20 protein-coding genes and 2 pseudogenes are annotated in these 26877 nt (G+C 40.6%); 5 read left to right on the top strand and 17 right to left on the bottom strand.

Going from position 1 to position 26877, the window contains the following annotated elements:
- Nucleotides 1-106: 106 nt before the first annotated feature.
- Nucleotides 107-826, bottom strand: coding sequence for a response regulator transcription factor (locus tag ACFE93_RS07440; protein WP_104905561.1), 720 nt, complete (start codon nucleotides 824-826; stop codon nucleotides 107-109).
- Between the two features lie 649 nt (nucleotides 827-1475).
- On the opposite strand from ACFE93_RS07440, the gene ACFE93_RS07435 reads away from it, so the two are divergent.
- On the top strand, nucleotides 1476-2102 hold the full coding sequence (locus ACFE93_RS07435; protein ID WP_292780627.1) for a CPP1-like family protein: 627 nt from the start codon (nucleotides 1476-1478) through the stop codon (nucleotides 2100-2102).
- Between the two features lie 163 nt (nucleotides 2103-2265).
- On the opposite strand, the gene ACFE93_RS07430 is transcribed toward ACFE93_RS07435, so the two are convergent.
- From ACFE93_RS07430 to ACFE93_RS07370, 13 genes and pseudogenes are all read right to left on the bottom strand, one after another.
- The gene (locus tag ACFE93_RS07430) at nucleotides 2266-2958 is read right to left on the bottom strand and encodes an HAD family hydrolase (protein WP_375472705.1); all 693 of its coding nucleotides are present in this window, start codon (nucleotides 2956-2958) and stop codon (nucleotides 2266-2268) included.
- A gap of 61 nt (nucleotides 2959-3019) precedes the next feature.
- Nucleotides 3020-3337 (bottom strand): GNAT family N-acetyltransferase, encoded by a 318-nt coding sequence (locus tag ACFE93_RS07425; protein ID WP_375472704.1) that lies wholly within the window; start codon nucleotides 3335-3337, stop codon nucleotides 3020-3022.
- Nucleotides 3338-3462: 125 nt separating this feature from the next.
- The gene (gene hppD / locus ACFE93_RS07420; RefSeq protein ID WP_375472703.1) at nucleotides 3463-4539 is read right to left on the bottom strand and encodes a 4-hydroxyphenylpyruvate dioxygenase; all 1077 of its coding nucleotides are present in this window, start codon (nucleotides 4537-4539) and stop codon (nucleotides 3463-3465) included.
- A gap of 106 nt (nucleotides 4540-4645) precedes the next feature.
- Nucleotides 4646-5350 (bottom strand): SDR family oxidoreductase, encoded by a 705-nt coding sequence (locus ACFE93_RS07415; protein WP_375472702.1) that lies wholly within the window; start codon nucleotides 5348-5350, stop codon nucleotides 4646-4648.
- 81 nt (nucleotides 5351-5431) lie between these two features.
- Complete coding sequence (locus tag ACFE93_RS07410; protein WP_375472701.1) at nucleotides 5432-6586, bottom strand: NYN domain-containing protein; 1155 nt, start codon at nucleotides 6584-6586, stop codon at nucleotides 5432-5434.
- A 318-nt stretch (nucleotides 6587-6904) separates the two neighbouring features.
- Complete coding sequence (locus ACFE93_RS07405) at nucleotides 6905-7684, bottom strand: phosphate ABC transporter ATP-binding protein (RefSeq protein WP_375472700.1); 780 nt, start codon at nucleotides 7682-7684, stop codon at nucleotides 6905-6907.
- A gap of 920 nt (nucleotides 7685-8604) precedes the next feature.
- Complete coding sequence (gene pstB / locus ACFE93_RS07400; protein ID WP_375472699.1) at nucleotides 8605-9384, bottom strand: phosphate ABC transporter ATP-binding protein PstB; 780 nt, start codon at nucleotides 9382-9384, stop codon at nucleotides 8605-8607.
- 126 nt (nucleotides 9385-9510) lie between these two features.
- Nucleotides 9511-10392: pseudogene (pstA, locus tag ACFE93_RS07395) on the bottom strand (phosphate ABC transporter permease PstA).
- 73 nt (nucleotides 10393-10465) lie between these two features.
- Nucleotides 10466-11443 carry a phosphate ABC transporter permease subunit PstC gene (gene pstC / locus ACFE93_RS07390; RefSeq protein ID WP_375472698.1) on the bottom strand — a complete coding sequence of 326 codons (978 nt, stop codon included), beginning with the start codon at nucleotides 11441-11443 and terminating at the stop codon, nucleotides 10466-10468.
- A gap of 223 nt (nucleotides 11444-11666) precedes the next feature.
- The gene (pstS, locus tag ACFE93_RS07385) at nucleotides 11667-12710 is read right to left on the bottom strand and encodes a phosphate ABC transporter substrate-binding protein PstS (RefSeq protein WP_375472697.1); all 1044 of its coding nucleotides are present in this window, start codon (nucleotides 12708-12710) and stop codon (nucleotides 11667-11669) included.
- Between the two features lie 373 nt (nucleotides 12711-13083).
- A complete protein-coding gene (locus ACFE93_RS07380; protein ID WP_375472696.1) occupies nucleotides 13084-13218 on the bottom strand; it encodes a hypothetical protein in 135 nt (44 codons plus the stop codon).
- Between the two features lie 435 nt (nucleotides 13219-13653).
- A pseudogene (locus ACFE93_RS07375) lies at nucleotides 13654-13917 on the bottom strand (Uma2 family endonuclease); the annotation flags it as partial.
- A 73-nt stretch (nucleotides 13918-13990) separates the two neighbouring features.
- Nucleotides 13991-14944, bottom strand: a complete 954-nt coding sequence (locus tag ACFE93_RS07370; protein WP_375472695.1) for a stage II sporulation protein M — start codon at nucleotides 14942-14944, stop codon at nucleotides 13991-13993.
- Between the two features lie 80 nt (nucleotides 14945-15024).
- Here ACFE93_RS07370 and ACFE93_RS07365 point away from each other — a divergent pair, with 80 nt between their 5' ends.
- Both ACFE93_RS07365 and ACFE93_RS07360 read left to right on the top strand, forming a co-directional pair.
- Complete coding sequence (locus tag ACFE93_RS07365) at nucleotides 15025-15870, top strand: hypothetical protein (protein WP_375472694.1); 846 nt, start codon at nucleotides 15025-15027, stop codon at nucleotides 15868-15870.
- Between the two features lie 45 nt (nucleotides 15871-15915).
- A complete protein-coding gene (locus ACFE93_RS07360; RefSeq protein ID WP_375472693.1) occupies nucleotides 15916-16701 on the top strand; it encodes an RDD family protein in 786 nt (261 codons plus the stop codon).
- Nucleotides 16702-16839: 138 nt separating this feature from the next.
- On the opposite strand, the gene ACFE93_RS07355 is transcribed toward ACFE93_RS07360, so the two are convergent.
- The gene (locus tag ACFE93_RS07355; RefSeq protein WP_375472692.1) at nucleotides 16840-17628 is read right to left on the bottom strand and encodes a DUF1868 domain-containing protein; all 789 of its coding nucleotides are present in this window, start codon (nucleotides 17626-17628) and stop codon (nucleotides 16840-16842) included.
- Between the two features lie 177 nt (nucleotides 17629-17805).
- On the opposite strand from ACFE93_RS07355, the gene holA reads away from it, so the two are divergent.
- On the top strand, nucleotides 17806-18795 hold the full coding sequence (gene holA / locus ACFE93_RS07350) for a DNA polymerase III subunit delta (RefSeq protein ID WP_375472717.1): 990 nt from the start codon (nucleotides 17806-17808) through the stop codon (nucleotides 18793-18795).
- A 109-nt stretch (nucleotides 18796-18904) separates the two neighbouring features.
- Complete coding sequence (locus ACFE93_RS07345) at nucleotides 18905-19387, top strand: DUF4168 domain-containing protein (protein WP_375472691.1); 483 nt, start codon at nucleotides 18905-18907, stop codon at nucleotides 19385-19387.
- 236 nt (nucleotides 19388-19623) lie between these two features.
- Here ACFE93_RS07345 and ACFE93_RS07340 read toward each other — a convergent pair whose 3' ends face one another.
- Together ACFE93_RS07340 and ACFE93_RS07335 are read right to left on the bottom strand one after the other, a co-directional pair.
- The gene (locus ACFE93_RS07340; RefSeq protein ID WP_375472690.1) at nucleotides 19624-24030 is read right to left on the bottom strand and encodes a PAS domain S-box protein; all 4407 of its coding nucleotides are present in this window, start codon (nucleotides 24028-24030) and stop codon (nucleotides 19624-19626) included.
- A gap of 187 nt (nucleotides 24031-24217) precedes the next feature.
- Complete coding sequence (locus tag ACFE93_RS07335) at nucleotides 24218-26593, bottom strand: glycoside hydrolase family 31 protein (protein WP_375472689.1); 2376 nt, start codon at nucleotides 26591-26593, stop codon at nucleotides 24218-24220.
- Nucleotides 26594-26877: the final 284 nt, after the last annotated feature.

The raw sequence follows: 26877 nt of genomic DNA, 5'->3' as shown, positions 1-26877 counted from the left end.
ACCTATTTTGATTGTCTAAATTTGTCTTTTACTAAAGCCAAAGAAATTCACTAATGGCTCCCCCAAGAGTTAACAGTCAAGAGTTAAAAAACTCTAGACTATAAACTCAGGACTTGCCTTCCAACTGCTGGGGGTGAGCAGCAGATTCAAACTTATAGCCTACGCCACGTACAGTTTGAATTAATGCTGGCTGACTAGCATCAATTTCAATCTTCTTGCGAATTTGGCCGATATGAACATCTACAACCCGCTGGTCGCCTACATATTCATAATCCCACACCTCTTGGATTAGTTCTGCCCGCCGCCAAACTCGGCCTGGATGACTAGCTAAAAAATGCAACAAGTCAAATTCCAGAGCCGTTAAAGGTACTGCTTGGTTATTAAGTGCTACCTCCCGTCGCACTGGATCGATCATAAGTTTTTCAAATACTAAGCGTTTCTGCTCGGCCGTAGTTATCACTCGCTGACGCCTCAAAATAGCTCCAACTCGGACTTCTAGCTCTCCTAGCCCAAAAGGCTTGGTGAGATAGTCGTCAGCACCTTTAGCAAAACCGCGAATTTTGTCAGCTTCGTCAGCACGGCTAGTCAACATCAAAACAAAAACACCATTACGACTTTGCATCTCTTGGCAGAGGTTAAACCCTGTGACATCTGGTAAATTCACATCTAGAATCACCAAATCAGGGTTAAATTGCTCAAATAGAGTTAAGGCTGTCTTTCCATCTTCGGCAGCCTCCACCTGATAGTTCTGTTTAATCAAAAAGCGTTGGATTAAATTCCGAACCGCAGGGTCGTCGTCAACAACAAGAATCTTGGCAGGAGCCATGACCATTACTTTGCACAAAAATTCGTAAGATTAACAAGAGAGTTGCGTAAAAACGCAGTTGCCACTTTGGGACTAACTAAGAATCTACATGGCTACGGTATAAGAATCCCGATCGTTCAAAAATAAATACTTTAATCAGGATTGTGGGCAATGAGAAGGCGAAACTTCTATTAGCCAACAGTATATAAGCGCTCTGACTTTAACTGCAACCGTTCTTGATAGCAAGACACCTTCTCGATCCCAGTTAGGTGGTAACTTAAAACGTTTCAATTTTAAATCGATATGTGGATATATACCACAAGCGATTATTCAGTATAATTAAAAAAAACTCTTTTAGGGCACAGTAAGTTGCCAAATTTGAAACAGTAAAGTTGATTTTTTCATAAAAACCATGAATTTTAGGTTCTCTCCTTTCAAATTCTAGATTAAAGCCAGAATTAGACAACGACATGAGGGTATACACGGAGTTATAGCGATATGTTAAAGTGACTATAGTTGAAATTACAAAGTCGATCAAACTAACCCGTGCTACTATCCTGGTAGGGCATATAAATAGGTCGAGACTTTAGTTTCGATCAAAATAAAACCTAAAGCTGTTTTTTATTCGATAAAAGACTGCCGCTGACTGAGGCTGAAGTAACAAACTCCCATGAGCGATCAAAATCCCTACGAAAAACTTGGGGTATCAGAAGAGGCTAGCTTCGATGAAATTCAGGATGCTCGTAATCGCCTATTCGAGCAACATAATGGCGATGCCAAGCATTTGGAAGTGATTGAGGCGGCTTACGATGCGATTTTAATGGATCGCTTGCGGATGCGCCAGGAAGGTAAAATCAAAGTCCCTGAGCGGATACGGTTTCCAGAGTTGCGAGTGCAATCGCCTCCGAAAGAAAGTCCAACCCCTCGCGAGCAGTCACCTGCATGGCTGCAACGGATGCTGGATCAGCCAACGCCTGCGGATATACTCTTACCAGGAGCTTGGTTTCTTGGTTTGAGTTCTATTAGCCTGTTTTATCCAGAGGGGGGCGATCAGGTTTTGCAGTTAGCATTGGTGGTTGGCGTAGGCACTAGTATTTACTTTCTTAATCGCAAAGAAGGCAAATTTGGCCGAGCAGTTCTGTTCACCCTGGTCAGTTTAATAATTGGCCTAATCGTTGGGGGACTAGTTGCTAGCTGGCTTTTACCACAAATATCATTTATTAGTCTGGAAACGAATCAGTTCTCTACTGTAGTGACGTTTATATTGTTGTGGTTAGTTAGTAGTTTTCTACGTTAAACCACTGCCGTCAGCAGGTTTCTATAAAGAAGACATGGTTTATGTATGTTCTTCTGAAATAAAAAAGTCAGGAGTCAGAATACCTATTCTGACTCCTATTTTAATATTTTAATTTGCAACCCGAATGCTGATTAATTGAATCTGTTGCAGCTACAGAGCCTTTTTAAACAAGGTGTTTAGCTCTTAGAACTAAATCTACAGCAGCGCTAAAATCCTTAACGATTAAGTCGGGGTGGTAAAGTTCTAATTGGATGCGATCGCGAATTCCAGATTCCACAGCCATCACCTTAATCCCATAATTTTTAGCTGCGGTAATATCGGCTTCCGTATCGCCCACCATCCAGGTATCAGCAGATGGGGGCAGTTCTTTTAATGCCCTAGCCATCAACAAGGGCTTATCTTCAATATCGCGAGTTTTAACATAGTCGTTAGTCAAGCAATAACAACGATTTTCTGGGAAAAATCTCCCTAAATCGTGTTTTTGGAAGGCATAATCTAGTTCCCGAAATCGGCGCATCGTCATCACTGCCAAATCAATTCCAGCTTGTTGAATTTTTAACAGTGCATCCACAGCACCAGGCGCGAGAGTGTCATAGTGAAAGTAAGGTTCTGTATGCACAGTTTGCCGTCGCAACTGAGCGAATTCTTGGGCTTGAGCTTCGTCTAACCCGGAATTTAAAGCGATTTGTTTTTCAGGAACACGCGATCGCTTGAACTGCCAAAATTCTGCTTTCGGAAGTTCTTGCACTACTTGATCTGGGCGACGGGTTTTATCTAAGCAGAATTGATAAACGCGGTAGTACCGTTCGGAAACATCAATAATTGGGCCGTCGAAGTCAGTAATCAGTCTTATCATCGGCGGAAAATGTTAATTTTTATTAAAATTATCTCAGATGTATGGGTATTTTTAGAGACTATTAAGTTTGGCTGAGGATTTTTTGTAAATTCTTTTTAAGAAAGTATCGACGATGACCTGGAGGAAAATCTGCTAACTCTCCAAAAACTTCATATCCCAAGTGCTGATAAAATTCAGGAGCTTGGAAGCTGTAAGTAAAAACATATACGTTTAAGCAGCCACGATTAACAGCTTCTTGCTCTGCTGTCAAAAGTAGCGCTTTTCCATATCCATTACCTCTTAACTCCTCTGCAATCCAGAGAGTACCGATATGAAGCCATCCCAAGCCGATAAAACCTTCCAAGCCGCCCACTACATTTTCTTCTGAATCACGCAGCAATAGAAACAGTGGCGTATATTGGTAATCTCCAATCTTGCCTATATTGAATTGCTGAAGTTGCTTGTCTATAAAATCAACTTATTTGGAGTCTGGCTGAATTTCAATTAATATTTTGTACTCAGGCATCATTGCAAAGTACCGCGTTTGATTTGTTCGCTTTCAATGGCTTCAAATAAGGCGCGAAAGTTCCCTTCGCCAAAACCTTGAGCTTGGAAACGGCGTTCAATAAACTCAAAGAAAAATGTCGGCTGTTCAAATATTGGCTGGGTGAAAATTTGTAATAATAAGGGTGCGGCATTTCCTCCTTCTGCGGGAGTATCTTCTTGCCAGTCCACCAGAATTTCCTGTTGCGCGATCGCTTCAAGTTCCAAAACTGATAATGGAAGTCCAGGACGTTGTTTTAGCTGTGAGTAATAGGTTTGGGGAACTGAGAGTAAAGATAAACCACTGGCACGAAATTTAGCGATCGCACTCACAAGATTAGTCGTCCGCAAGGCAATATGTTGAATTCCTGGCCCCCGATTGACATCTAGAAATTCCTGAATTTGAGAATTCTTGGTAGCCGGCTCATTAATGGGCAATTGAACGCTACCATTGCGCGAAACCATCACCTGGCTGTGTAAAGCAGAGTGATTGGTTTTAATTTTAAATGCTTGCTGGGGTTGAAAATCTAGAATTTTTTCGTACCAAGCCACAGCCCGATCCAATTCACTAACTGGCACGTTCAGAACTACGTGATCTATGGCGGTAAAAGTGTTGTCATTAGTCATTTGTCCTTTGTCAAAAACCAATGACAAATGACCACTGACTAATGACTTTTCTATCAATGTATGAGTCAGTCCACCCCAGGCGGCAATTTTACCACATTTGATGAATCCCGTACCCTCTTGGCGTTCCTGGATGGGTTGTAGGATTGTAGCACCGTGTTTTTGAGCTAGGGCGATCGCGCCTTCGACATCTTCGACAACAAAAGCGACATCTGCCACACCAGGTGGATATTGCCGCAGAAATTCAGCTACTGGACTTGTAGGCAACAGTGGTGAAGATAGAAAAAAGCAGACATCACCACTTTTCACCACTTCTGTACAAGTGTGAAATGAACTAATGCGATCGGTTACTGCTTGAAAACCAAGATGACGTACAAACCAATCCCGCCACATTTTGGCGTCTTCTACATAGAAATGAACGCGAGCAATTTTCATAGATATTGAAAATTCAGCATAACAGTTTATATATCTGTAAATTTTGCCTTTTCTACTAGATTTTCATGTCTTTCCTAAGCAATAATTATGTAAGCGTATTCCCACTCTAAAAGAACAAATGACTATCAGGTTGAATGTTAATTTCCATTGGCACAGCTTGTGGTTCGGCAGAAAGGGCAAAGAAAATCGCATTGGCAGCAGTTTCAGGACTAAGCATTTTTTTCCGGTCTACTTTTAAGTTGACGTTATCCCAGAAAGGAGAATCTACTCCACCAAAGTAGAATAGCGTGAACTTGATACCAAAACGCTTGAGTTCCTCTGCCATGCACTTGCTGAAACCGACAACACCAAACTTAGAAGCCGAATAAGCTGCTGCCGTCCCCATCGAATGCTTGCCCAGAATTCCAACCATATTACAGATGTGACCAGACTTGCGCTTTTGCATCTCTTCAGCAGCCGCCTGAGTAGTGTAAAAGCTACCTTTTAAGTTGACATCTAACATCTTGTCTAAATCAGCGGGTTCCAGGCTGTTGTAGGGCTTGAGTATACCAGCACCAGCTGCATTCACTAAAATATCGATTTGACCAAACTCAGCGATAGTCTTTTCAATCAAAGTATCTACCTGTAGTGGGTCAGTAATATCGGTGGGAACAGTCAAAACTTCTCCTGGTAAATCAGCAGCCAGTGTGGTTAAACGAACTGCATCTCTAGCAGCCAGTACTAACCGGACTCCGGTAGACGCAAGTTTTTGTGTTAAAGCTGAACCAATACCACCAGTAGCACCGACAATAACAACAACTTTATCCTGCATCGTATTATTTATATTTCTTTACATCTTTTTACATAATACAGAATTACAGGCTCGGGTTGTACGTAAACATCCAGAAAATATCTATTCGGAGAGTAGCGGAATTACCTCACATTCCTTGCCACTCATTTTTAATCTAAATGTGGGAGATGATTCTAAATATTTGGTAAAATTGGAACCTAATTTTAATTTTTTAATAATTGAATTAGGAGACTCTCCGGTTATTTTCCGTAACTCAGAACCTAGTTTAGACACAGATAATTTAGTTTGGGGAGACTTGATTTGTATATCTTGGATAATTTTTAATAGTAATTTATTTAATATTTTTTCATTAAGAATTTCTGCGGAATCTTCTTTTTCTTTTTCTTGAATAGATTGTGCAGATGGGTCATCTATAATAGGGATAATTTCTTCAATTTCTGGTTGCTGAGGATTAAATTTATTATTGATATTGGATCTTTCTTGAAATAAATTTGCAATAGTTGCTAAACTGTGTAATCGAGTATTAATAGAATCTTGTTCATTTTTAATTAAGTCTTGAATTTGCTCAACCACTTTTTCAAAGGATGGAACTTCTGTTGCCATTGCTAAAGAATAATGAGTTAATTTGCCAGTATTCCGGTTTTCTATATGTAAAGTTTGCCCTTGTCTACGTACCCAATAGACAATTAACCCCTGGTTTTGGAGTTCGTTGCAAAGGTGAATTAAAATTCCATCGTTAGAACAGACTAATATTTCTTTAACTGTTGGATAAGAGCGTGAAACACAAGCACCAAAAGCGATCATTTTTGCATCAGCACTATCTTTACCCTCTGGTACGTGGACAAGTTGATAGCCACGGTTATATAGTTCAATATCTTGCTTTCCAATACTTGGATTTCTCCAGTTAGCAAATGCCATTTTAAATTGGAGAGGATACTTGCAGACACTAGCTAAAAATAATTCTGAATTAACATCTAATTTTAAGTTCTCTGCATCCAAAAGTAGAAGAGATATTCCTGTTTCTAATTGATGTTTTATTTCAGTTTTTTGTTGAAATTTTTGGATAAATTGGCTGAATGCAGCAGATTCTAACCAAGCAGGCGATAATATAATTTGCAGCAGTTGTTCAGCTAATGTCAAACTAAAAGAGCCAAGACTTTTCTCCGTGATTTTTTCTTCTGGCAGGTTTTTTACTAAAGAAAGTTTCGTCGCTTCAGGCGTAGATAGTTTAGTATGTCCGTTGCTGTTAGCAAACAAGTCAGTTTCTAGAGAAGGAGGGAATGCAGGCTCAAGGAATTGCTTACCACAATTTTTGCAGAGATAATTCTGCTTGTCATTCCGACGACCATTTTTACGATATGAAGTAGATTCGCACCGGGGACATTTCATTTTATGATTCAGGTGGTCTAGAGCAGATACTTGTCTTTAAATATATAGTATAAAAAAATACTGTCAAGATCAGATCGCATTGCCCAACACCAGAAAAACTTAAAGCAAGCGGAAATTCAATTTAACCCCTGATTTCCACCTGCACCATGTAGTAATCCTCTGAATAGCTAGAATTTAAGAAACACTTTAAATAATGCGAGCAAAAACATAGTCGCGGGTGCGAGAATCTACAGGGTTAGTAAAGATTTTATTTGTAGTACCAAATTCAACCATTTGAGTAATCCGATTTTCATTACTATAAAAGAAAGCCGTAAAATCAGATAGGCGAGTAACTTGCTGGATATTGTGAGTAACCATTACAATTGTCAACTCAGAACGCAAGTTATGGATCAAATTCTCGATTTTCATACTACCCATAGGATCGAGACCTGAACAAGGCTCATCCATCAAAAGAACATTCGGCTTAACGGCTAAAGCACGGGCAATACATAATCTTTGCTGTTGACTGCCAGAAAGCTCTAAAGCAGATTTGTGCAGCTTATTTTTCACTTCATCCCAAAGTTCGGCAGCTTTGATAGCAGATTCAACAATTCCATCTAATTCTACTTTCGGATACCATCCAACTAATTTCACCCCATAAGCAACATTATCGTAAACGCTCATGGGAAAAAGATTTGGTTTGGGAAAAACCATACTAACTTGGCGACGTAAACGATTGATGTTGACACGACGCTCATAAATACTCTGCCCAAAAAATTCTACTCTTCCTTCAACCCTCACATCTCCTTCTAATTCACTCATGCGATTTAACGATTTAAGAAAAGTAGACTTCCCACAACCACTAGAACCAATAATTGCCGTGACTTGGTTTTGATAAATATCCATTGACACGCCTTCAACTATCTTTTTAGTTTCGTAATAGAAGCTGAAGTTTTTGACTCTGATGGCTGGAATTAGTTTACTCATATTCCCAAAACGTCTGAAACAAAACTTGATTAAGTAAAACAGTACAAATCAGCAATGCTGTTTCACTATGTTACTCCCAAAAGGATATATTCATGGAAATTACGTAGTTATACAGCAAATAAAGTGTTATTAGCTATTTGTATCAAGACTGTGTTCCAAAATTTATCTTTTGCAGACTTTTTATACTCATTTTTTGCACCTTCACTTAGAGGATGTTTGAAAAGTGGTATGTTGTGATTTTAATCGAATTATTATCCCCCTTAATCCCCCCTTATAAAGCAGGGCTGTTTCATTCCATTTCAAACAGGATTTGTCAAGATGTTTAGCGAGAAAATTGTAAGTAAGGGCGACGATGAGATCAACATTTAAGCACTTAAATATCAGTAAGATAGTTGATTTTATCGGCACGCTGGTAACAAAATAACCAATTTTTAATCGTTAGAACTCTTGATTTTTAAAGCTCTTTGGGGAATGAAACAGCCCTGCCGATATATTGGGGGGAAACAAGAAAATCCGGTTCCCTCCCCAATATATCGGGGAGGGTTAGAGTGGGGTAAAAAATATTTGATATCATGTCCGCCAAATCACCCATAATGAAAGAACCCCACCCCAACCCCTCCCCGCAAGCGGGGAGGGGAGCTAAAGCACAGCTTTCGCGGGGTGGGGTTTATATGATACATCAATCATGACTTTTAAAACATCCTTTTACATAGCATCCTTGCTTATGAAAAAGGATTAGGTCTATTTCAATTTAAAATATTTATGTATAAATAAAAACATCAATATCATATATCCTCATAGATAGTGAGGAATTAGTTTTTTATAAAGATAAATTAGTAACTTTTTTAAACTAGATTTTATGAGTATCTTCTAGTGCAAGCTAGATCGACAAAAATCGATAAGTCACGTTTGAAGACACCTTAACCGAAACGTCCTGAAATGTAGTCGCGGGTGCGAGGGTCTAGTGGGTTGTTAAAGATTTGCTCTGTAGCGCCAAATTCAACCATTTGACCAATCCGACTTTCATCAGTGCTAAAAAAAGCCGTAAAATCAGAGACGCGAGCGGCTTGCTGCATATTGTGGGTAACGATCGCAATCGTCAACTCAGATTGTAAACTGTGGAGTAGTTCCTCAACTTTCATGGTAGCGATGGGGTCAAGAGCCGAGCAAGGCTCATCCATCAGCAGAACTTTCGGCTTGACTGCTAAAGCACGGGCAATACATAATCTTTGTTGCTGACCACCAGAAAGCCCTAAAGCTGATTTATCCAGCTTATCTTTGACTTCATTCCAAAGAGCAGCGCTGTGAAGTGCAGATTCGACAATTTCATCTAATTCTAATTTTGAATATCTGCCTGCTATTCTCATACCGTAGGCAACATTTTCGTAAATGCTGATCCCAAAAGGATTTGGTTTTTGGAACACCATACCAATTTGGCGGCGTAACCGATTGATGTTGACACGAGGGGCATAAATATTCTGACCAAAAAATTCTACATCTCCTTCAACTTTTACGGGACCTTCCAATTCACTAATGCGATTAAGAATTTTGATGAAGGTAGATCTACCACAACCACTAGGGCCAATAATTGCGGTTACTTGGTTCTGATAAATATCTATTGACACCTTTTCAATAGCTTTTATTATCCCATAGTAAAAGCTGATGTTTTTAACTTTGATAGCTGGAATTAGGTTACTCATGCTAATTCGTAATTCGTAATTCGTAATTCGTAATTAAGATATATCAAACAAGGTTTTAGCCCGGCAGTTTACCTTTTTAATATCATACTTTGCCAGGATGTAAAACAATACAAAAAATTATTTATTTTACTTTAGACTTCTCTGTCTAATAAATAAGCGAGAGAGAATACTGACACATAAAATTAAACCGAGTAGAACTATAGAAGTAGTCCACACTAATTGACTTTTTTGTGGGTCGGGGTCGTTGTAGAGGTTAAAAATCAATACTGGTAAAGAAGCTGTTGGACTTAACAATCCTTCTGACCAATCTAGACTAAATAAAGCGGTAAAAATTAAGGGTGCTGTTTCACCAGCAGCACGAGCTATAGCTAATAAAATGCCTGTAGTAATTCCGGGGATTGCAGTAGTTACAACAATCCGAAAAGTAGTTTGGAAGCGAGTTCCACCTAAAGCAGCAGAGGCTAGGCGTTAAGATGTGGGGATCAGTTTTAAAGATTCTTCTGTTGTCAGTATAATTACAGGTAGCATAATCACGGCTAAAGCAAAACCACCTGCGATCGCACTAAATCCTTTAGTTACTAGAACTATCACACCATAAGCAAACACGCCTACAACAATTGAAGGCACGCCTGTAAGAATACTAGTGACAAAACGAACAATACTAGCAACTGGGTTAATTTGACCAAATTCTGCTAGGAAAATTCCTGTCATAATCCCTGTGGGAATGCTTAAAATAGCACCAATAACCACCATGATTATGGTTCCCAAGATGGCATTGCCAAAGCCATTATCAATAACTGCTTTGACAAACATTTCTGATTTTAGTCCAGAGATTCCCCGGATGAAAATTTCCCACAAAATTGATAATAAAGGAATGAGTACTAGACCTGTGAGACCAAAGGCGATCGCATTCATTGTGTATGTAAATATTACTCGTCCTGTTGGCAGAGGACTGCATAATTCTGCCGCCAAAGATTCATCTGTTTCTGACTGAATGTAACCACTCATAATTTTGAAAGTTTTTGATTGACAAATGTCTTATTACACTGAGCCTTTATAGTAATTTCAATGTAAAATGGTGTTATTTATTTTTTCTGCCAACCCACTTCACTAAGATGACAGCGCCAATATTTACAGTTAGAGTTAGCCCAAATAAAATTAATGCCAAATAGCTTAAAGCTCCTATGTGCAAACCTGGTTCAGCTTCGGCAAATTCGTTAGCTAATACAGAGGGAATTGTATAACCTGGATCGAGTAAAGAAGCGCTGATTTGAGCAGAGTTACCAATCACCATAGTTACAGCCATTGTTTCACCCAAAGCACGTCCTAAAGCAAGCATTGCTGCACTCACTATTCCAGAAAATCCAGATGGTAACAAGACTCGAAAAATTGTTTCCCAACGGGTTCCACCTAAAGCCATAGATGCACTACGTAATTCTTTAGGAATAGCCATTAAGACATCACGACTAATTGCTGCCATTGTGCGCAAAATCATGATGGCGAGAATAACTCCAGCAGTCAACATATTAGTCCCAGAAGGATCTTCTGTATTAAATAGTGGTATCCATTTAAAAGTGCTGGCTAACCACTTTTGTAAAGGTTCGAGAACTGGAATAAAGACAAAAATCGCCCACAAACCAATAATTACACTGGGAATTGCAGCAATTAATTCAACAACAAATGCTAGGATGGTTCGCAGCGATGTAGGTAAAAAATTTTCACTCGTGACTAAGGCTACTGCTATTCCCACTGGGACAGCAAAAAAAATAGCGATCGCACTACTTACCAAAGTTCCATAAATATAGGGTAATGCACCAAAAATCTGATTACCTGTATTCCAATCTTGTCCCCACAAAAACCCCATTCCAAACTGCTTAATGGCTGGTAGAGCTTCGTGTAAAATTACCCAACTCATTAACAATAATACTGCAACGGTAATCACAGCAAAAAAGTATACTAGCCGTGTAAAGCCTTGGTCAAACCAGAAATTTGTGCCACTGTTAGTAGTTAGATTGAAATTTTCATCGCCTAGATTTGAATCATCTGATAAATTTGCCATTACAAATTAAGAAAATAGTTTTTTTTACTAGTAGAGCGAGTTATTAACACAGTCTGTCATTAGTCATTTGTCCTTTGTTATTTGTAATTACAAAGGACAAATGACCAAGGACGACCATAACAAAAATTTTCACAATCTCATTTAGGATTGCTATATTCAAAGCACCCTTCCCTTTTTAAGGGAATAGAGGGATCTCTTGTGCGTAATTTCTAAAAATTGCAAATTAAGGTTTGACAGAGCTATTCACTGTCTGAAGCACTCGATTTGCTACATCAGATGGAATTTTGGTGTAGTTAAGGTCATCGTTATACTGTTGACCGTCTTTTAATACCCAATTAATCCATTTCTTAATTGCATCAGCTTTAGCAGCATTTGCATACTGTTTGTAAACCATCATCCAAGTAAGACCGACAATGGGATAACCTTGTCCTGGATCTCCGACAAAAACGCGGTAGTTGTCTGGGAAAGTGACAGTTGATAAAGCTGCATTTGCAGATTCTAAAGAAGGAGCAACAAATTCTCCGTTCTTATTTTGTACCAATGCTGATTTCAGATTGTTTTTGACAGCGTAGCTATATTCTACATAACCTATAGAACCAGGAGTCCGAGATACTATAGCAGCTACGCCAGGATTCCCTTTGCCTTTGAGGACATTTGGCAGGTTCCATTTTGGAGCAGTGTTAGTTCCAACTCTGCCTTTAAAATAACCGCTGATGGCACTCAAGTGATTAGTAAAAATGAAAGTTGTACCGCTACCATCGGCACGAACAGCAAATTTAATTGTTTGATTTGGTAGATTAGCACTTGGATTATCAGCTTTAATTTTTGCGTCATTCCATTTGGTAATTTGACCTGAATAAATTGCTGGTAGTGTAGCGCGGGACAATTTGAGATCGTTAACACCTGGAAGATTATAAACAACAGAAACAGCACCGCCTGCTGTGGGTACTAAGATTGCACCATTCTTGACTTTAGCGATTTCATCATCTTTCATTGCAGCATCACTACCACCAAAGTCAACGGTTCCAGCAATGACTTGACGAATACCGCCACCACTACCAATTGCTTGGTAGTTAATTTTCAAGTCTGGATATGTCTTCTTCACTTCACGAGCATAGCGTTCGTAAAGCGGAGCTGGGAAAGTTGCTCCTGCACCATTGAGAGTTTCAGCTTGTGCGATCGCACCAAAAAATGGACTAAGTGCAACAGAAGTTGTCACCATTGAAGTAGCAACGACACGATTCAATATGGCGGTCGAAAAAATCATATTACCTCTGATTAAAGGAGTATTTTACTGCTGTTATTCCAGTCTTAAATAGGCTACATTTTTTACAGTTAAAGTTTATTTAACAAATGATAAATAAAAAATTCAGATGTGTTTAAATATTAATTTAAACTATTTTTTGACTTCTTGATATTTGATTTACTAGAGTTATTTTATTAAAAATATACTGAGGAAAAATCTCAGTTTAATTTCAATAATTACTTACAACTGAGAAAATAACACAATTTCAAAATTCTCACTTCAGTATAAAACAGAGAATAAATCTGTGGTTATCGGTGAGTATCTGGAATTGAGTAGTAATCCCAAATTCTTCGTGAATAAAGACATCCGTGACTTTTTTAAATAAATCGTGGATTTAAAGGCTTGCCATTTGAATTAAATCAAATAGGATTGCTATAGCATGAATTGCTGTGGGAATAACCCAAAATAAATAGTTTGAAGGAGCGATCGCTAAGATAATCTTCAAGTGCATTAAGATCGGTAATTGCACTAATGACCAGGATTTAGAATGTAGTCAACCTCAAATGCTTTGAAATTTTCACATCCTAAATGAGTTTAATTCCACATTCTTACTAGAGAAGAAGATTGAATCACAATTCGTTTTTCAACCTTCACATTAAAGTTTAAAAAGTTATTAATTGTGGCTGAATAATCACAAATCAGCTTTTCAAAGTTTTTTAGCGGTATTCTATTTTGAATTTTGTTGCCAAGTTTATCTGTGACAACAAAGGTTATATTTTATTCTTAAATTCCATGCAATTGAAAACTGAACATGGTTTGGTCTAAATTTGGAAAAACAAAGAATTCTTCTCTATAGAGAACATCAATATCATAGAAAGTATAAGCCGTTGATCCTCTAGATGGTGGAACCTTCTGTTACTTTTGGGCAAAAACATTAATGCTAAAGTAATCCGATTAATATTTGTTAAGTAGTCACCTTTAACCACCCAAAAATATCACCTACCGTCAACTGTAACCCCTGGCAAAATTCTGGCACTGGTAAAACAGACTCAATTTCCTCAAAAGGTAAAGGTTGTTGTCCCGCAGGGTAAACAGCAATGAATCGCTCATCAGGGTCAATTAACCAACCTATTTTAGTCCCGTGATTGAGAGCGTGTAGGATTTTTTTTATAACTTTTGTATGGCTTTGTTCAGGGAAGAAAATTTCGATTATCCAGTCGGGTGCTGCGGAAAATGTATTAGTATTTACCTTATTCTAAAATATTTTTTCAATTTTCCAATCAGCTGCTATCTAAATTATTTTATGTTTGCTTGCGACTACAATACATTACTAAAAGTATAAATAATCCTATTCCTGCCAGATATTTAATCGGCTCAGGTACGCTGGGATTAGGAGAGAAAAAGCCTTCGATCGCACCAGCAATAATCAACATTGGTACAATCCCAAATACTAGCTGCACTGCCTGATAACCATAAAATTTCAGTGCATCCCCACGGCGATATTTACCAGGAAATAAAATTGCTCTTGCTAATAATAATCCCGCACCCCCAGCAAAAAAGATTGCAGGTAATTCCAAAGAACCATGCGGAAACACAAAGGCCCAAAAAGGATAAGCCAGATTATTTTGGGCAACTAAAGTACCAACAGCACCAATTAATAAACCATTAAATATCATCAAATAGGCTGTGTATGCTCCAGCTGTCATACCACCGGCTACAGCCCCAAAAGACACCGACAAATTATTGATTGCGATCCCGCTAGATGCAAGAGGTTCAACACCGACAATTGAACCCATCCATAATTTATGCTCATCTCGCACCTTGGTAATCAAGCTTTCAGGTATAATCAAAGGCATAAAGCTGGGGTTTTGCCAAGAATACCACCAAGCCACTAATGCGCCTAGTAAAAACAGCGCCGTTGCCGCAGCAATGTATACAAATGCTTTCTGGACTACAGATGGTAATCCCCAACGATAAAATTCTAGGATTGCCTGCCATTCCTGCCGCCGCGAACCTTGGTAAATCTGCGTGTAAGCACGAGTTGTTAAAGATTGTAAACTTTGGATCGAGGTATTGCCGATTTGCTGAGTGCGGGCACGTGCCAAATCTGCCGCTACTGAACGATACAAACTTGCTAACTCTCTAATTTCTGCTGCCCCTAAAGACTTTAACCCTTTTTTTTCTATCTGCCTTAATAAAGCATCCAAACGCTGCCAATTAGGTTCTCGTCGCGCAATCCAACGTTGAATATTCATGAATTTTAGGAACACTGAGTTTAACTTAGCTTAAGATAGCCTCAAATTCATCTCCGTAATTTCAAGGGAAATTTAGCATTATGTCTGAAAACTTTGGATCTTCCGGTCAGATACAACCACTGAGTATTGGTAACGTTGTCAGTGCTGCGGTAAAGTTGTATCGTTCTCATTTGAAGACTTATCTTAATCTGGCTGCGATCGCTCACTTGTGGATTCTCGTTCCTGTATATGGTTGGGCAAAATATGCAGCCATTTCTGGACTAATTTCACGCTTGGCTTTTGGAGAATTGATTTACCAGCCTGAAGGTGTTCAAACTGCCAGAAGCCATATTAATCCACGTCTTTGGTCATTTTTAAGAGTTGCTTTCCAAGTAGGTATATCTTTACTGGTAATTTATATTGGACTAGCGATCGTGGGCGGTGTACTAGGTGGGTTGATCGGAGGAGTATTAGGAGGGATATTAGGTGTTAGTGCAGGTATTACAGCCACCATTATGGGATTAATTGTAACGGGAGTTCTTGTGCTGTTAGGACTAACCTGGTTCTACTCTCGTTGGATAGTAGCTGAAGTTCCATTAGCAGTTGAGGAAAATATCAATGGTGGCGAAAGTGTTGCCAGAAGTTGGGAGTTAACTAAAGCCTCAGTATTTCGCATCCAAGGCATTGTCTTAGTTGGTTTTATCGTTACATTGCCGCTAGTGTTTGTATTAAACTATATACCTAGCTTATTCCTAATCAGGCTTGAGCCTGGTACTGCTATCTACTCGATTGTCTATCTTATTTCTCTGATTGGAAGTTTGATCGGTGGAGTTTTAGTCATGCCATTCTGGCAAGCACTAAAAGCTGTTTTATACTTGGACTTGCGTAGTCGGCGTGAAGGTCTAGGTTTGCAATTACGAGAACCTCCCTCGCAAGATTTTCGTTAACCCAACACCTTAATCCAACTCTATTAATTTTGAATTATTTAAAATATGCGCTTTTTTAATCGCATCACATTCCAGACTCCAGAAAGTGTAGAGTTGGAATTCACTTTAGCGGGAATCGGTAATCGAGCCTTGGCACTCCTAATTGACTATACAGTGTTGGGTGTAACTTTGCTTCTGTTTGTTCTTACTTGGAGTGTCTTCTCGACACAGCTGTTAAATTTTGTTGAATACTTTTTTACCAATTTACCAAGTTTAGATATTTGGTTGTTAGCAATTTTCTTCATTATCGCTTTTGCAATTTACATCGGCTATTTTGTATTTTTTGAAACCTTATGGTTTGGGCAAACTCCTGGTAAAAGGGTTGCTAAAATTCGCGTAGTTCGAGATGATGGTAGACTGATCGGGCTACAACAAGCAACGCTACGTGCTTTACTGCGGCCCTTTGATGAAACTTTGTTTATTGGTGCTTTTTTAATTATGTTGGGTAACCGTGAAAAGCGCTTAGGTGATTTAGCTGCTGGTACAATTGTCATTCAAGCCCAAACACCCACTGCATCTGCAAAATTGACAATTTCAGAACAGGCAAAAGGACTTCATGAACAGTTAATCGAAATTGCTGATTTCTCGCAATTGATGCCAGATGATTTTGCTGTGATTCGTGAATATTTACAGCGACGTGCTGCAATGTCGTTAAAGGCAAGAACCTCACTATCTCTAAAGCTAGCCGAGCAAGTTAAAGCTATTATTCATTTAGAAAAATTGCCAGAAGCTGTTACACCTGATGTTTTTTTAGAAGCAATTTACCTCGGTTATCAACAACCGGAATTTTAGGCTGGAGATTTTGTTTAAAGCATGGTTTTAAATAGATGGATTAAAATTCATTATCTATTTTCAGGCAGACATAACTAATAATCAGTAGTCAGTAGTCAGTGAGTGGAAACTACTGACTACTAATTACTAACTAATTACTTAAAAATCTAAAATCGGCCAGTTTGATTCACGATAATAGCGTGTCATGTTGTCAAACTTCCGTAATTCAACACGATCAATCAAAAATTCTGGCAAATTCAACAGCCATTGTTCATTCAATTGAGAAAGCATAGTGCTGAAGCTTATGCGGTCTAGGTCAGATGTAACCTCCCCAAAATAGGCTAATGTAACATGGGCCGTGAAGTGATAATGCTGCTCAATACCCAAGGCAATTAACTTGGGATTTTGATAAATTGTTCGGCGAAATTGAATAATTTCCTCATAACAGCGTTCATCTTGAGGGACTAAACAAATGGCTACAGCTCTTGGCATCAGTATTAGTCCTAGCATTTGCCATTTAATTGGATGACTCTTATTTGTCATCAATTGTTGATATTTTTGAAATATTTCAGCTAAACAAGAGTGTAACTCCTCGTCAAATTTAGGATTCTTTTCGTAGGCATCAAGGTAAGCATTGTCCCAAATTAAATCCGCTAAAGTCAGATGGAAGCTAGCAGGAGGTACAGGTACAATCAAATTACGGTTTACAGGCAACTGCAAAAGTTCCTGTTGATAAGTCTGTAATTTGGCATAGAAAGCAGAGTTGTGTGATTCTTCTTCTGCCGGCGGGGTAATTAGCGTATAGCCAGGAAAGGATGCTGCTTGTCTCAACCCAGAATGTGGCTGAAACTTAGAAGATTCCTGAATATGCTGGGCTTGGGATCTGTAGGCTTCAGGCAGCGTCAGTCTTGCTAACCGATTTAAGTAAGTTTGATAGTTGTCGTCCAATCTTGATAGCCTCACGCTCTCACTTGATAGATTTTAGGGAAAATTACCTTGATTAACAGAATGATTTCAAAAGTATTTAATTTTTGGCAGCAGAGGAGCAAGGGAGGCAGGGGAGAATAATTAATTCCCAATTTCTAATGCCCAATGCCCAATGCCCATCTACTACAAGGTTTATCTATGCCAATCTATGTTTACTGGGGTGAGGATGATTTTGCAATGGAAAAGGCGATCGCTATTTTGCGCGATCGCGTCCTCGATCCCCAATGGACAAGTTTTAATTACACTGCATTCTCCCCAGATCGAGCTGATGCTGCTATCCAGGGGTTAAATCAGGTGATGACGCCTACTTTTGGCGCTGGTGGGCGCTTGGTATGCCTGATAAATACTACTCTGTGTCAGCACTGTCCAGAGAATGTGTTGGCAGAATTGGGGCGATCGCTAAGAGTCATTCCCGAAAACTCATTTTTATTGCTTACCAGTCGCAACAAGCCAGATGAACGTCTCAAATCCACGAAATTGTTAAAACAGTTTGCTACCGAATTCCGAGAATTTCCCCTCATTCCCCCTTGGAAAACAGAATTACTGGTGCAATCTGTTAATCAAGCAGCCCAGACTGTGGGCGTGAAACTGACTGCCAATACTTCCCATCTGTTAGCAGAAGCCGTAGGAAATGATACACGGCTTCTCTACAATGAGCTAGAGAAATTACGGCTATATGCCCAAGGTAGTAATAAGCCTTTAGACACAGATACCGTTACAAAGTTAGTAAGAAATACTACTCAAAATAGCTTACAATTAGCAGCAGCAATCAGAACAGGAGATACAGCTAAAGCTTTGACAACACTGGCAGATTTGAGCAATGCTTCCGAGCCGGGATTACGGATAGTTGCGACACTGATTGGGCAATTTCGCACCTGGCTGTGGGTCAAGATTATGATAGAAAGTGGGGAACGCAATCAACAAGCGATAGCTATTGCTGCTGATATCGGTAATCCCAAACGGATTTACTTCTTACAGCAAGAAATCAAGCTGCTTTCTGTGCAACAGTTAATCTCTTGCTTACCCCTACTACTGGAGTTAGAAGTTAGCCTTAAGCAAGGAGCATCCGAAATGTCAACACTCCAGACTAAAGTAATCGAACTTTGTCAAGTCTGCCGAGGAAATTGATAATCAAATATAAAAGCTTGATCTATTGAGCAGTTTCTGGAACTTCCAACTCCGAAAATAATTCAAAGTTCTTATAATATCCCTGATCTAGTTTTGTGTCACATACTATATGAAGAAAATTTCCGATTTATTTTCCCGAACTAGCCGAAAGCGAACCCTTTCGCGCTCGTTATTTTTCGGCGCGATCGCTTCTGTGGGTGTGATTTCTAACGCTTTTTCATTCAGTTCCAAAGCTGAGGCTCAAACTCCACCACCAATAGTTAACAATACTGAAATCAACAGTTACGCTCAAGCTGTGCTAGCAATGGAGCCAGCCCGTCAAAATGCCTTTGAAGAAATTAAAAAACTTATTGGCAATGGAGAAATTCCCCAGATTGTTTGCAACGACTCTAATAGCATAAATGGTCTTCCAAAGAAGGCTCAAGATATCGCAGTGAACTACTGTAATCACGCTCAAAAAATTGTTGAAGATAATGGTTTGAGATTTGAACAGTTCAACAAAATTACTATAGAACTACAAAATAATACTATCTTAAAAAGCCAGGTTTATAATACCCTATTACGCCTGCAACAACCTCCCGAATCTCGGTAAGTAGAAGGACTACTTAAAAGCACGTAGTAAGTAAGTGGTTAATTACTATGGGAATCATAACTAATTATTCGGACATTATATAGGATTCCTATTTGATTCATGAAAAATGATAAAGCGTGTTTTACTCCTGAATTCTGTATTCTGAATTCTGAATTATGCTGTATAAATTTTGATATTAAAAAAAAGCAAATCAGGCATTGGACAGAATTTAATTCATATTCCCCAAAGCCCCATTTTTAAGTCCGTCCAACAAGGCTGGCGATTACTGTAGTTAACTCAGCGGCTTTAATAGGTTTAGGTAAATGTCGCTGATAACCTTCTTGTATAGCTCGCAGCCGATCCTCTTCCCTAGTATCATCTGTCAACGCTGCGGCTGGAATATTTCCCCCTAGTTCTGGTGGTTGCGATCGCACTTTATGGATCAAAGAGTAACCATCCTCTTGGGGCATACTGATGTCGCTGACTAAAGCATTTGGTTTCCACTGTGTAATTAACTGCAATGCTTCTGGAACTGATGCTACAGCTTTAACTTCTGCTTGGTACTGTTCGAGGACTGTGGTGATGAATTCACGGGTATCGGCTTGCTCGTCTACAACCAGCACGCGCACACCAAGGAGGGAGAGAGGCGCAGGGACAGAGGGGGGCAGAGGGGCGAAAGGACGAAGGTGGGCACTCTTGAGTAGTGGCAGTTTGACTGTAAACGTCGCTCCTTGTTCTTTACCTGGGCTATCTGCGTGGACAGTACCGCCATGTAATTCTACTAAATGACGGACGATCGCTAATCCTAGTCCTAATCCACCATAGATTCTAGTGCTAGAACTATCAGCTTGACGAAAGCGATCAAAGACGTAAGCAAGAAAATTAGGGCTTATACCAATGCCTGTATCAATCACCTGAATTTGGGCATATTTATCCGTTGTCTGTCGTTTTTCTTGTCCACTAACCACTGACAATTGCACCTCTACCCTTCCTCCAACGGGTGTGAATTTGATGGCATTGGATAGCAGATTCCAGATAATTTGTTGTAAGCGCTCGAAATCCCCGGAAATTAAATATTGAGAATTTTCGCCCAGCTTGCTGTCCTCTGAATATTGATTGGTTTGGGATTGTGCTGCTGAAAATTCGAGATTTTCGTGATTAACTCCTAATTCCCAATCTGAATTTGGCGCGAAAGTGACCACGGGGAGTATCCCCAGTGGCGCATTTCGCGTTTCTTTTGAGGGAATCAGGGAAAATCTCAAATCGATTTCCTTGGATTGGGCGGCTAAACTAACAGTCTCGATGGCTGACTCAATTATGAGAACTAAATTACAAGTACCGACATTGAGACGTAACTTGCCTCTACTCATCCGCGATATATCCAGTAAGTCTTCAATTAGCTGGGTTTGCGCTTTGGCGTTGCGCTCAATTGTCTCCGTTGCCCTAGCCATTTGGGTATCACTGAGCTTGCCTCGTTGCAGTAATTGCGCCCAGCCAAGGATGGCATTGAGGGGCGATCGCAATTCGTGGGACAATATTCCTAAAAACTCATCCTTCATCCGGTTGGCTTCTTGCAACTCCTCAGTTTGTTGTTGCAAAAAAGCAATTAAACTAGCCCGTTCCATTGCGATCGCTATTTGGTCGCATACTGCTTGCATCATCCCTTTTTGATTGTCAGTGAAGCTTAACAGGGTGCGGCTACCAAAAGAAAGAGTACCCAATAGCCGTCCTTGGGCGAGCAATGGGTAGGCATAATAAGCAGTAATACCTAAAGAGCGAATCAATTCTGTTTGCGGGTCAGTTGATTGCTGCACATTCTCTACAGCTATGGGATGGCGTGAGAGCGCTACACTACCACAAACCGCTTCACCAAATGCCAAACATTCAATTTCTTTTGCTATTTCCTGGGAAATGCCACTGTAAGACTCTAGCCGCATTACCTGAGAGTTATCCACAACCAAATAGTTAAAGTAAATATCTAAACCAATTTGGTCTCTTAGTTTTTGGTAGACGCTATCGATTAGTACTACTGGTTGCTGACTCGATAGTAAATCGTTGGCAGTGTCAAATAGTAGCTTTAGCCTTTTGTAACCTAACGAGAGTGCTTTTTCTACCCGTTTGAGGTTGCTAATCTCTTGGAACACCAAGATACAGGTAGCCGGATGACCGTGCATTGCTGGCAAGGTATCAGCAAATATCAGTAAAGAGCGTACACCATCGGGGGTGTGCCAGTCTACTTCCAATCCATTCAGGCGTTCGCCACGAGCAACCCGTACTCCTGGCATAAGTTCATTGGGGATGCGATCGCCAGCGGCATCTGTGTAGTAGTAAACTGTGTGATAATCTTCGGCGGGTATACCTTTGGGAAATTCGCCCCCAGCTAATTCGTCAGCAGAGCGATTGGCAAAAGTTACCCGTGCCGTTTCTGGTTCGATAAACAGCAACGGTCTTGGCATCAGATTTAACACATCTTCTAGCCATTTTTGCTGATTTAGGAGTACTTCCTCTGCCTGTTTGCGCTCCGTAATATCTAAAAATGCACCAACGCTTCCTCTGGTTTTACCTTCTTCGTCAAACAGAGGTGCAACGTACTCCAATAGGTTGACGATTTTGCCATTGTCATGGACTATATCAACTTCAAAATCTAGAACTTCAACACTATGAGCAGCAGAGTATTGCATTGGCAGTTCCTCTGTTGACAGTTCCCTTCCCTCGCGGTAGATTTTAAAGCTTGTCGGTCTTTCATCCACGGGAGCGTTGAGGGAGCCATTTGTATCTGAGGATATCCCCAATTGCTTGCCAAAAGCAGGGTTGACCTTGATATTTTGGCATTCTGGATCTTCGGCAATGCCAATTCCAATAGGAATCACCTCTAACAAAGTTTGTAATTCAGTAATCCGGCGCTGTAGATCCCTATTTAGTTGTAATATTTGTTCCTTGGTCTGCTTTTGCTCGCTGATGTCGCGAGTCACAGTTGCTAAGGCAATTGGCTGACCTGTGTTGTTATCTGTAACAGTGAAAATATTGTAATCAACTGGTATCGGTTGACCTGTTTGGAGATGCCGAAAGCAAAATTCTCCCTGCCAACGCCCTTCTGATAGCACAGTCGGCAGTATATATTTTTGGAAATAGGCTTTGTCTTTGGGCATGAAGTAATCTAATACTGCTTTTTGCCTTACTTCATTCAGGTTGGCAAACCCTACCAACTTTTGACCTGCATCATTTATGTAGAGTAATTGACCCTCAAGGGTGGCAATGCTGATAAAGTCAGAGCTATTTTCTACTAGCGATGCTAATTTTTGTTGTTCTGCTTCTGCTTGTTTGCGTTCGCTCAAATCTAGGATAAACGCTACTGACTCTTCGCGGTTTTCTCCTAGCAACACGTAACCAACTAAAACCGGGATACGGCTACCATCCTTGCGAATAAATTCTTTCTCGTAGGGCGTACAAGCAGCGTTGGTATTTCCTTGGGCTTCGGCAACACCTCGCTCATCCAAGTATAGATACTCTGGTGGTGTGATATTGCTCCAACTTAACTTACCTGCTGACAAATCCTCCTGTGTGTAACCAATCATCCTCAGAAATTCGTCGTTTGCCTGCTGGATACCGCCATATACGTCGCCAAACAGAATGCCGATGACGTTAGCATCTACAAAACTCCCTAGTTTAGCTTCGTACGTTCTCAGTGCCTTCTGGGCAAGGTCGCGTTGATGGCTGAGGCGTTCAATAACCGCCGCACTTTGCCAAATCAAAATAGTAAAAATCACAATCAAAACGATCGCAAACACCGATACTGCAAATGCCGGATCGTATTGTCCTGCCCGTTGCCCTTCAACAATTACCCACCCCAATATAAAAGGTACTGCGATCGCGGCAACTAGTAAACGACGTGCAAGTAAGCCACCGTAAGTATCACTTGTAACAACCTTCATTAATCCATGTTCTGCCCGCACCCACAGAATGCCCATACTTAGTAAGAGGAACAACACCGTTGTGTGTAACGCCATTGATGTTGTGTAAGGGGCAAATCCGTAGAGAACTTTCACTTTGTAGGCATAGCCCATCAGCGCTTGAAAGGAAATTAAAGTAGCAATCAGAGCGATAATTTGGGCATACCAATTACTGCGGTGGGTTTTTGGATGAACCAGAATCTGTAGAGCGACACTGACCAGTATAAAGTTCACTGCTGTGTTCACCCCCATTCGCCCTGGATACAATGTCGCTAAACTAGTTCGCGAATCGCGAAACAGTAACTCGTCAATGCCGAAATTCCAGCCAAACAGATATTCAAAGAGTGTAAGCGCCGCAATTGTAGTAACCGCTATTGCACAGACCTTAGAAATTAGAAGAGTAGTAGATAGGGCGCTGTGGGGGGAATTTTGAATTGTTCTGTTCCCCTTGGTTCCTGCTAAGAGTTCTTTACCCCTTCCTTTTAAAAATAGCCATAACGACACACCACACAGCACAAAACACAGCGCTGTGTTGACTTTCATTGTGGCAGGACTACCAGGGAAGCCGCGCTTAAGAACTTCAATGTCAAGACACCAACCAACTACTACCAAGCTGCCAACAAAAACAGCGATCGCACTTGCGACTCCTGCCACAAGTGCATTTGTAGAGACTTTAAATCTATCTTGCAGGCGCAAGCGGTTAATATTTAACATTGAGTGTTCTCTAACCGCATCTATCTAGCGAAGTAAACTTACGTATTTTTTACGATTTAACCATTTATGTCCTTTGTATTGTATGTTACCCCTTGACTTGGTTTTCATCCACCTTTATGCATATTTTTTCTTGCACTATTTAAAGTAGGAAATAATGGTGGTTCAAAAAACCACCTTTGCGAGTATTTCAAAATTGCAGAGTATGACGCTTACCATCGTCTTGGAAACGTTGCTCTCCAACACCAACAAGTTCTACAATCACTTGACGCGGTGAAGGCGTCCATTCCCCACCTCTTGCTTCAATTTCCACTACTGTTTGATTAGACTCAGTGAATACGCTGATGTTTGTTAGCGAAAAATTTTTGTCTTGATACTCGTTTGTCTGTCCATCATCTTCAAACAGCTGATATTCGTTATTACCACGCCAAATCCGTAATCGGATCTCGTCGAGTGGGGCTTGATCGACGTATTGGCTGACAGGTTGCATAGGGACGATCGCACCGCTACGAACATACAGTGGCATTCTTTCTAGTGGTGCATGGGCAAGAATGTGCATCGGGCCTTCGTAGCGATCGCCACTCCACCAATCATACCAAGTGCCGCCGGGTAAATAGACAGCTCGATGCTCAACTCCAGGGCGGTAAATTGGTGCAGCCATCAGCGATGCACCTAGCAATACTTGATCGTAGAGGCTATAGGTTTTTGGATCGTTGGGGAAGTGGTACAATAATGGTCTTAAAATCGGTGCGCCTGTTGTTGCCGCTTCCCAGAAAAGACTGTAAATATAGGGAAGTAGTTGGTAACGTAGATTAATATATTCTCGACAGATATTTTCAACGCGATCGCCAAATACCCAAGGTTCATGACGAGCAGTAGACATTGCTGAGTGACCGCGCATCATTGGGTACAGCATTCCTACCTGCATCCAGCGAGCGAATAATTCAGCTGTGGCGTTACCAGCAAACCCGCCAATATCGCAACCCACAAACCCCACACCCGAAAGTCCCATGTTGCAAAGCATCGGCAGAGACATTTCTAAATGCTCCCACAACGATTGGTTATCTCCCATCCACACAGAAGACCAGCGCTGCACACCAGCATAACCCGATCGCGTTAACACAAACGATCGCTCAGAGCCTCGATGCCGTTCCAGCCCTTCATAGGAGGCTTTAGCCATCATCAACCCATACAAGTTATGCACTTCCGTATGAGTCACATCAATTCTTAATTTTGAATTTTGAATTTTGAATTTTGAATTTTCTCCCTCTCCCCCCTGTGGTGCATCTAGCGGAAACCAAATCTTTTCACCTTCATCACCGAAAGGGCGATTATTTATGGCAGGTTCATTCATATCATTCCAAATTCCTGCCACACCAACATCAGTTAAGCTTTTGTGTAAATCAGCCCACCAATTAGACACATCAGGACGTAAAAAGTCAGGAAAAACAGCTTTCTCAGGCCAAACGTAGCCGTGGAACAATGTACCATCGGCTTTACGCACAAAATAATCGTTTTCTAATCCTTGGTCAAAAACGTGATAATTGCCTTCTGGTTCATATTTCACACCAGGATCAATGATTGTGACTGTTTTGAAACCATCCTGTGCTAAATCACTGATGAGTTTTGCTGCGTTAGGGAAACGCTGGGGACTCCAAGTAAACACCCGATAACCCCGCATATAGTCAATATCGAGGTGGATGACATCGCAGGGAATGCGGCGTTGGCGAAATTCCTTTGCTAGTTCCCGCACAACGGTTTCTGATTCATAACTCCAGCGACATTGATGATAACCTAGCGCCCATTTCGGCGGTAATGGCATTCTCCCAGTTAGCTGAGTGTATGTATCCAGGATTTGGGCAGGTTCGGGGCCGTAGATAATGTAATAATCCAATTCACCGCCACGAGTTTCCATCTTCCAAATACCTGGTTGTTCAGCACCTATATCGAACTGACTCCAAAAAGTGGTATTGAAAAAGATGCCATAGCTTACCTGAGGGCGCAAAGCCATAAAAAATGGAATTGCCTGGTACATTTCATCAGTCAGTGCATCATAATCTAAGGAATCCGTTGTCCAGTTGGTTTTTACTTCGCTGAGTTTATCCAGAAAGCCTGTGCGTTCACCAAAGCCATAGAAATGTTCATCGGCTGCAATTTCCTTCCACGCTGCAACTGCGCCCATCCGCCAACCCATCCCCATCTCTGCATCTTGAGCAAAGGGACGGTTATCTTTATCGAAACAAGCGATGCGACACTTTTCTCGCTGGACGCACACACGAATCTGTGCTGTTTCAATTTCTACCGTTGCTTCAGTTTCCTGGACTGTAAAAGGTGTCGTCGTCCATTCTGCATCATCCAGCGTCACTGCCCAAGAGCGGCGAGGCATAAATTCCCCAGTCAGTGCCAAACGCACGCGGATTAAATTGGGAGCAAGTACGCTGATGGTAAGGCGTGAGTCGCCACAGTCAAAATTAATAATATTATTGTCCCAGGTTACAGCTTTTACATTGCTAACAGTTGTCCAAGGTTGATTAGTAGTGGGTAGTTTTCCGAAATATTGCGGCATATCAGTTATTCAGCAGGTTAATACTTGTCCGCATTTCATGATTACAGAGATACTTAGTCTCAAACTCTTTCTTTCGCTAGAAGTTGGGTGAAAGATTAGCAGATATTTATTAGCAAGAGTGGTTTTCTGTAATGCACAAGCTTGTATCGTTATCACACTAAATACAGCATTTGATTAATTTGTCGCGAATTAAAGAAAGGCAATACCCTGCAATGCCAATGTGTCGGCTGACAATGCCAATGTGTCGGCTGACAATGCCAATGCGTCGGCTAACAATGCCAATG

Source organism: uncultured Nostoc sp. (genome assembly GCF_964247315.1).
Taxonomy (GTDB): Bacteria; Cyanobacteriota; Cyanobacteriia; order Cyanobacteriales; family Nostocaceae; genus Nostoc.
This window is presented reverse-complemented; position numbering and strand designations above follow the sequence as displayed.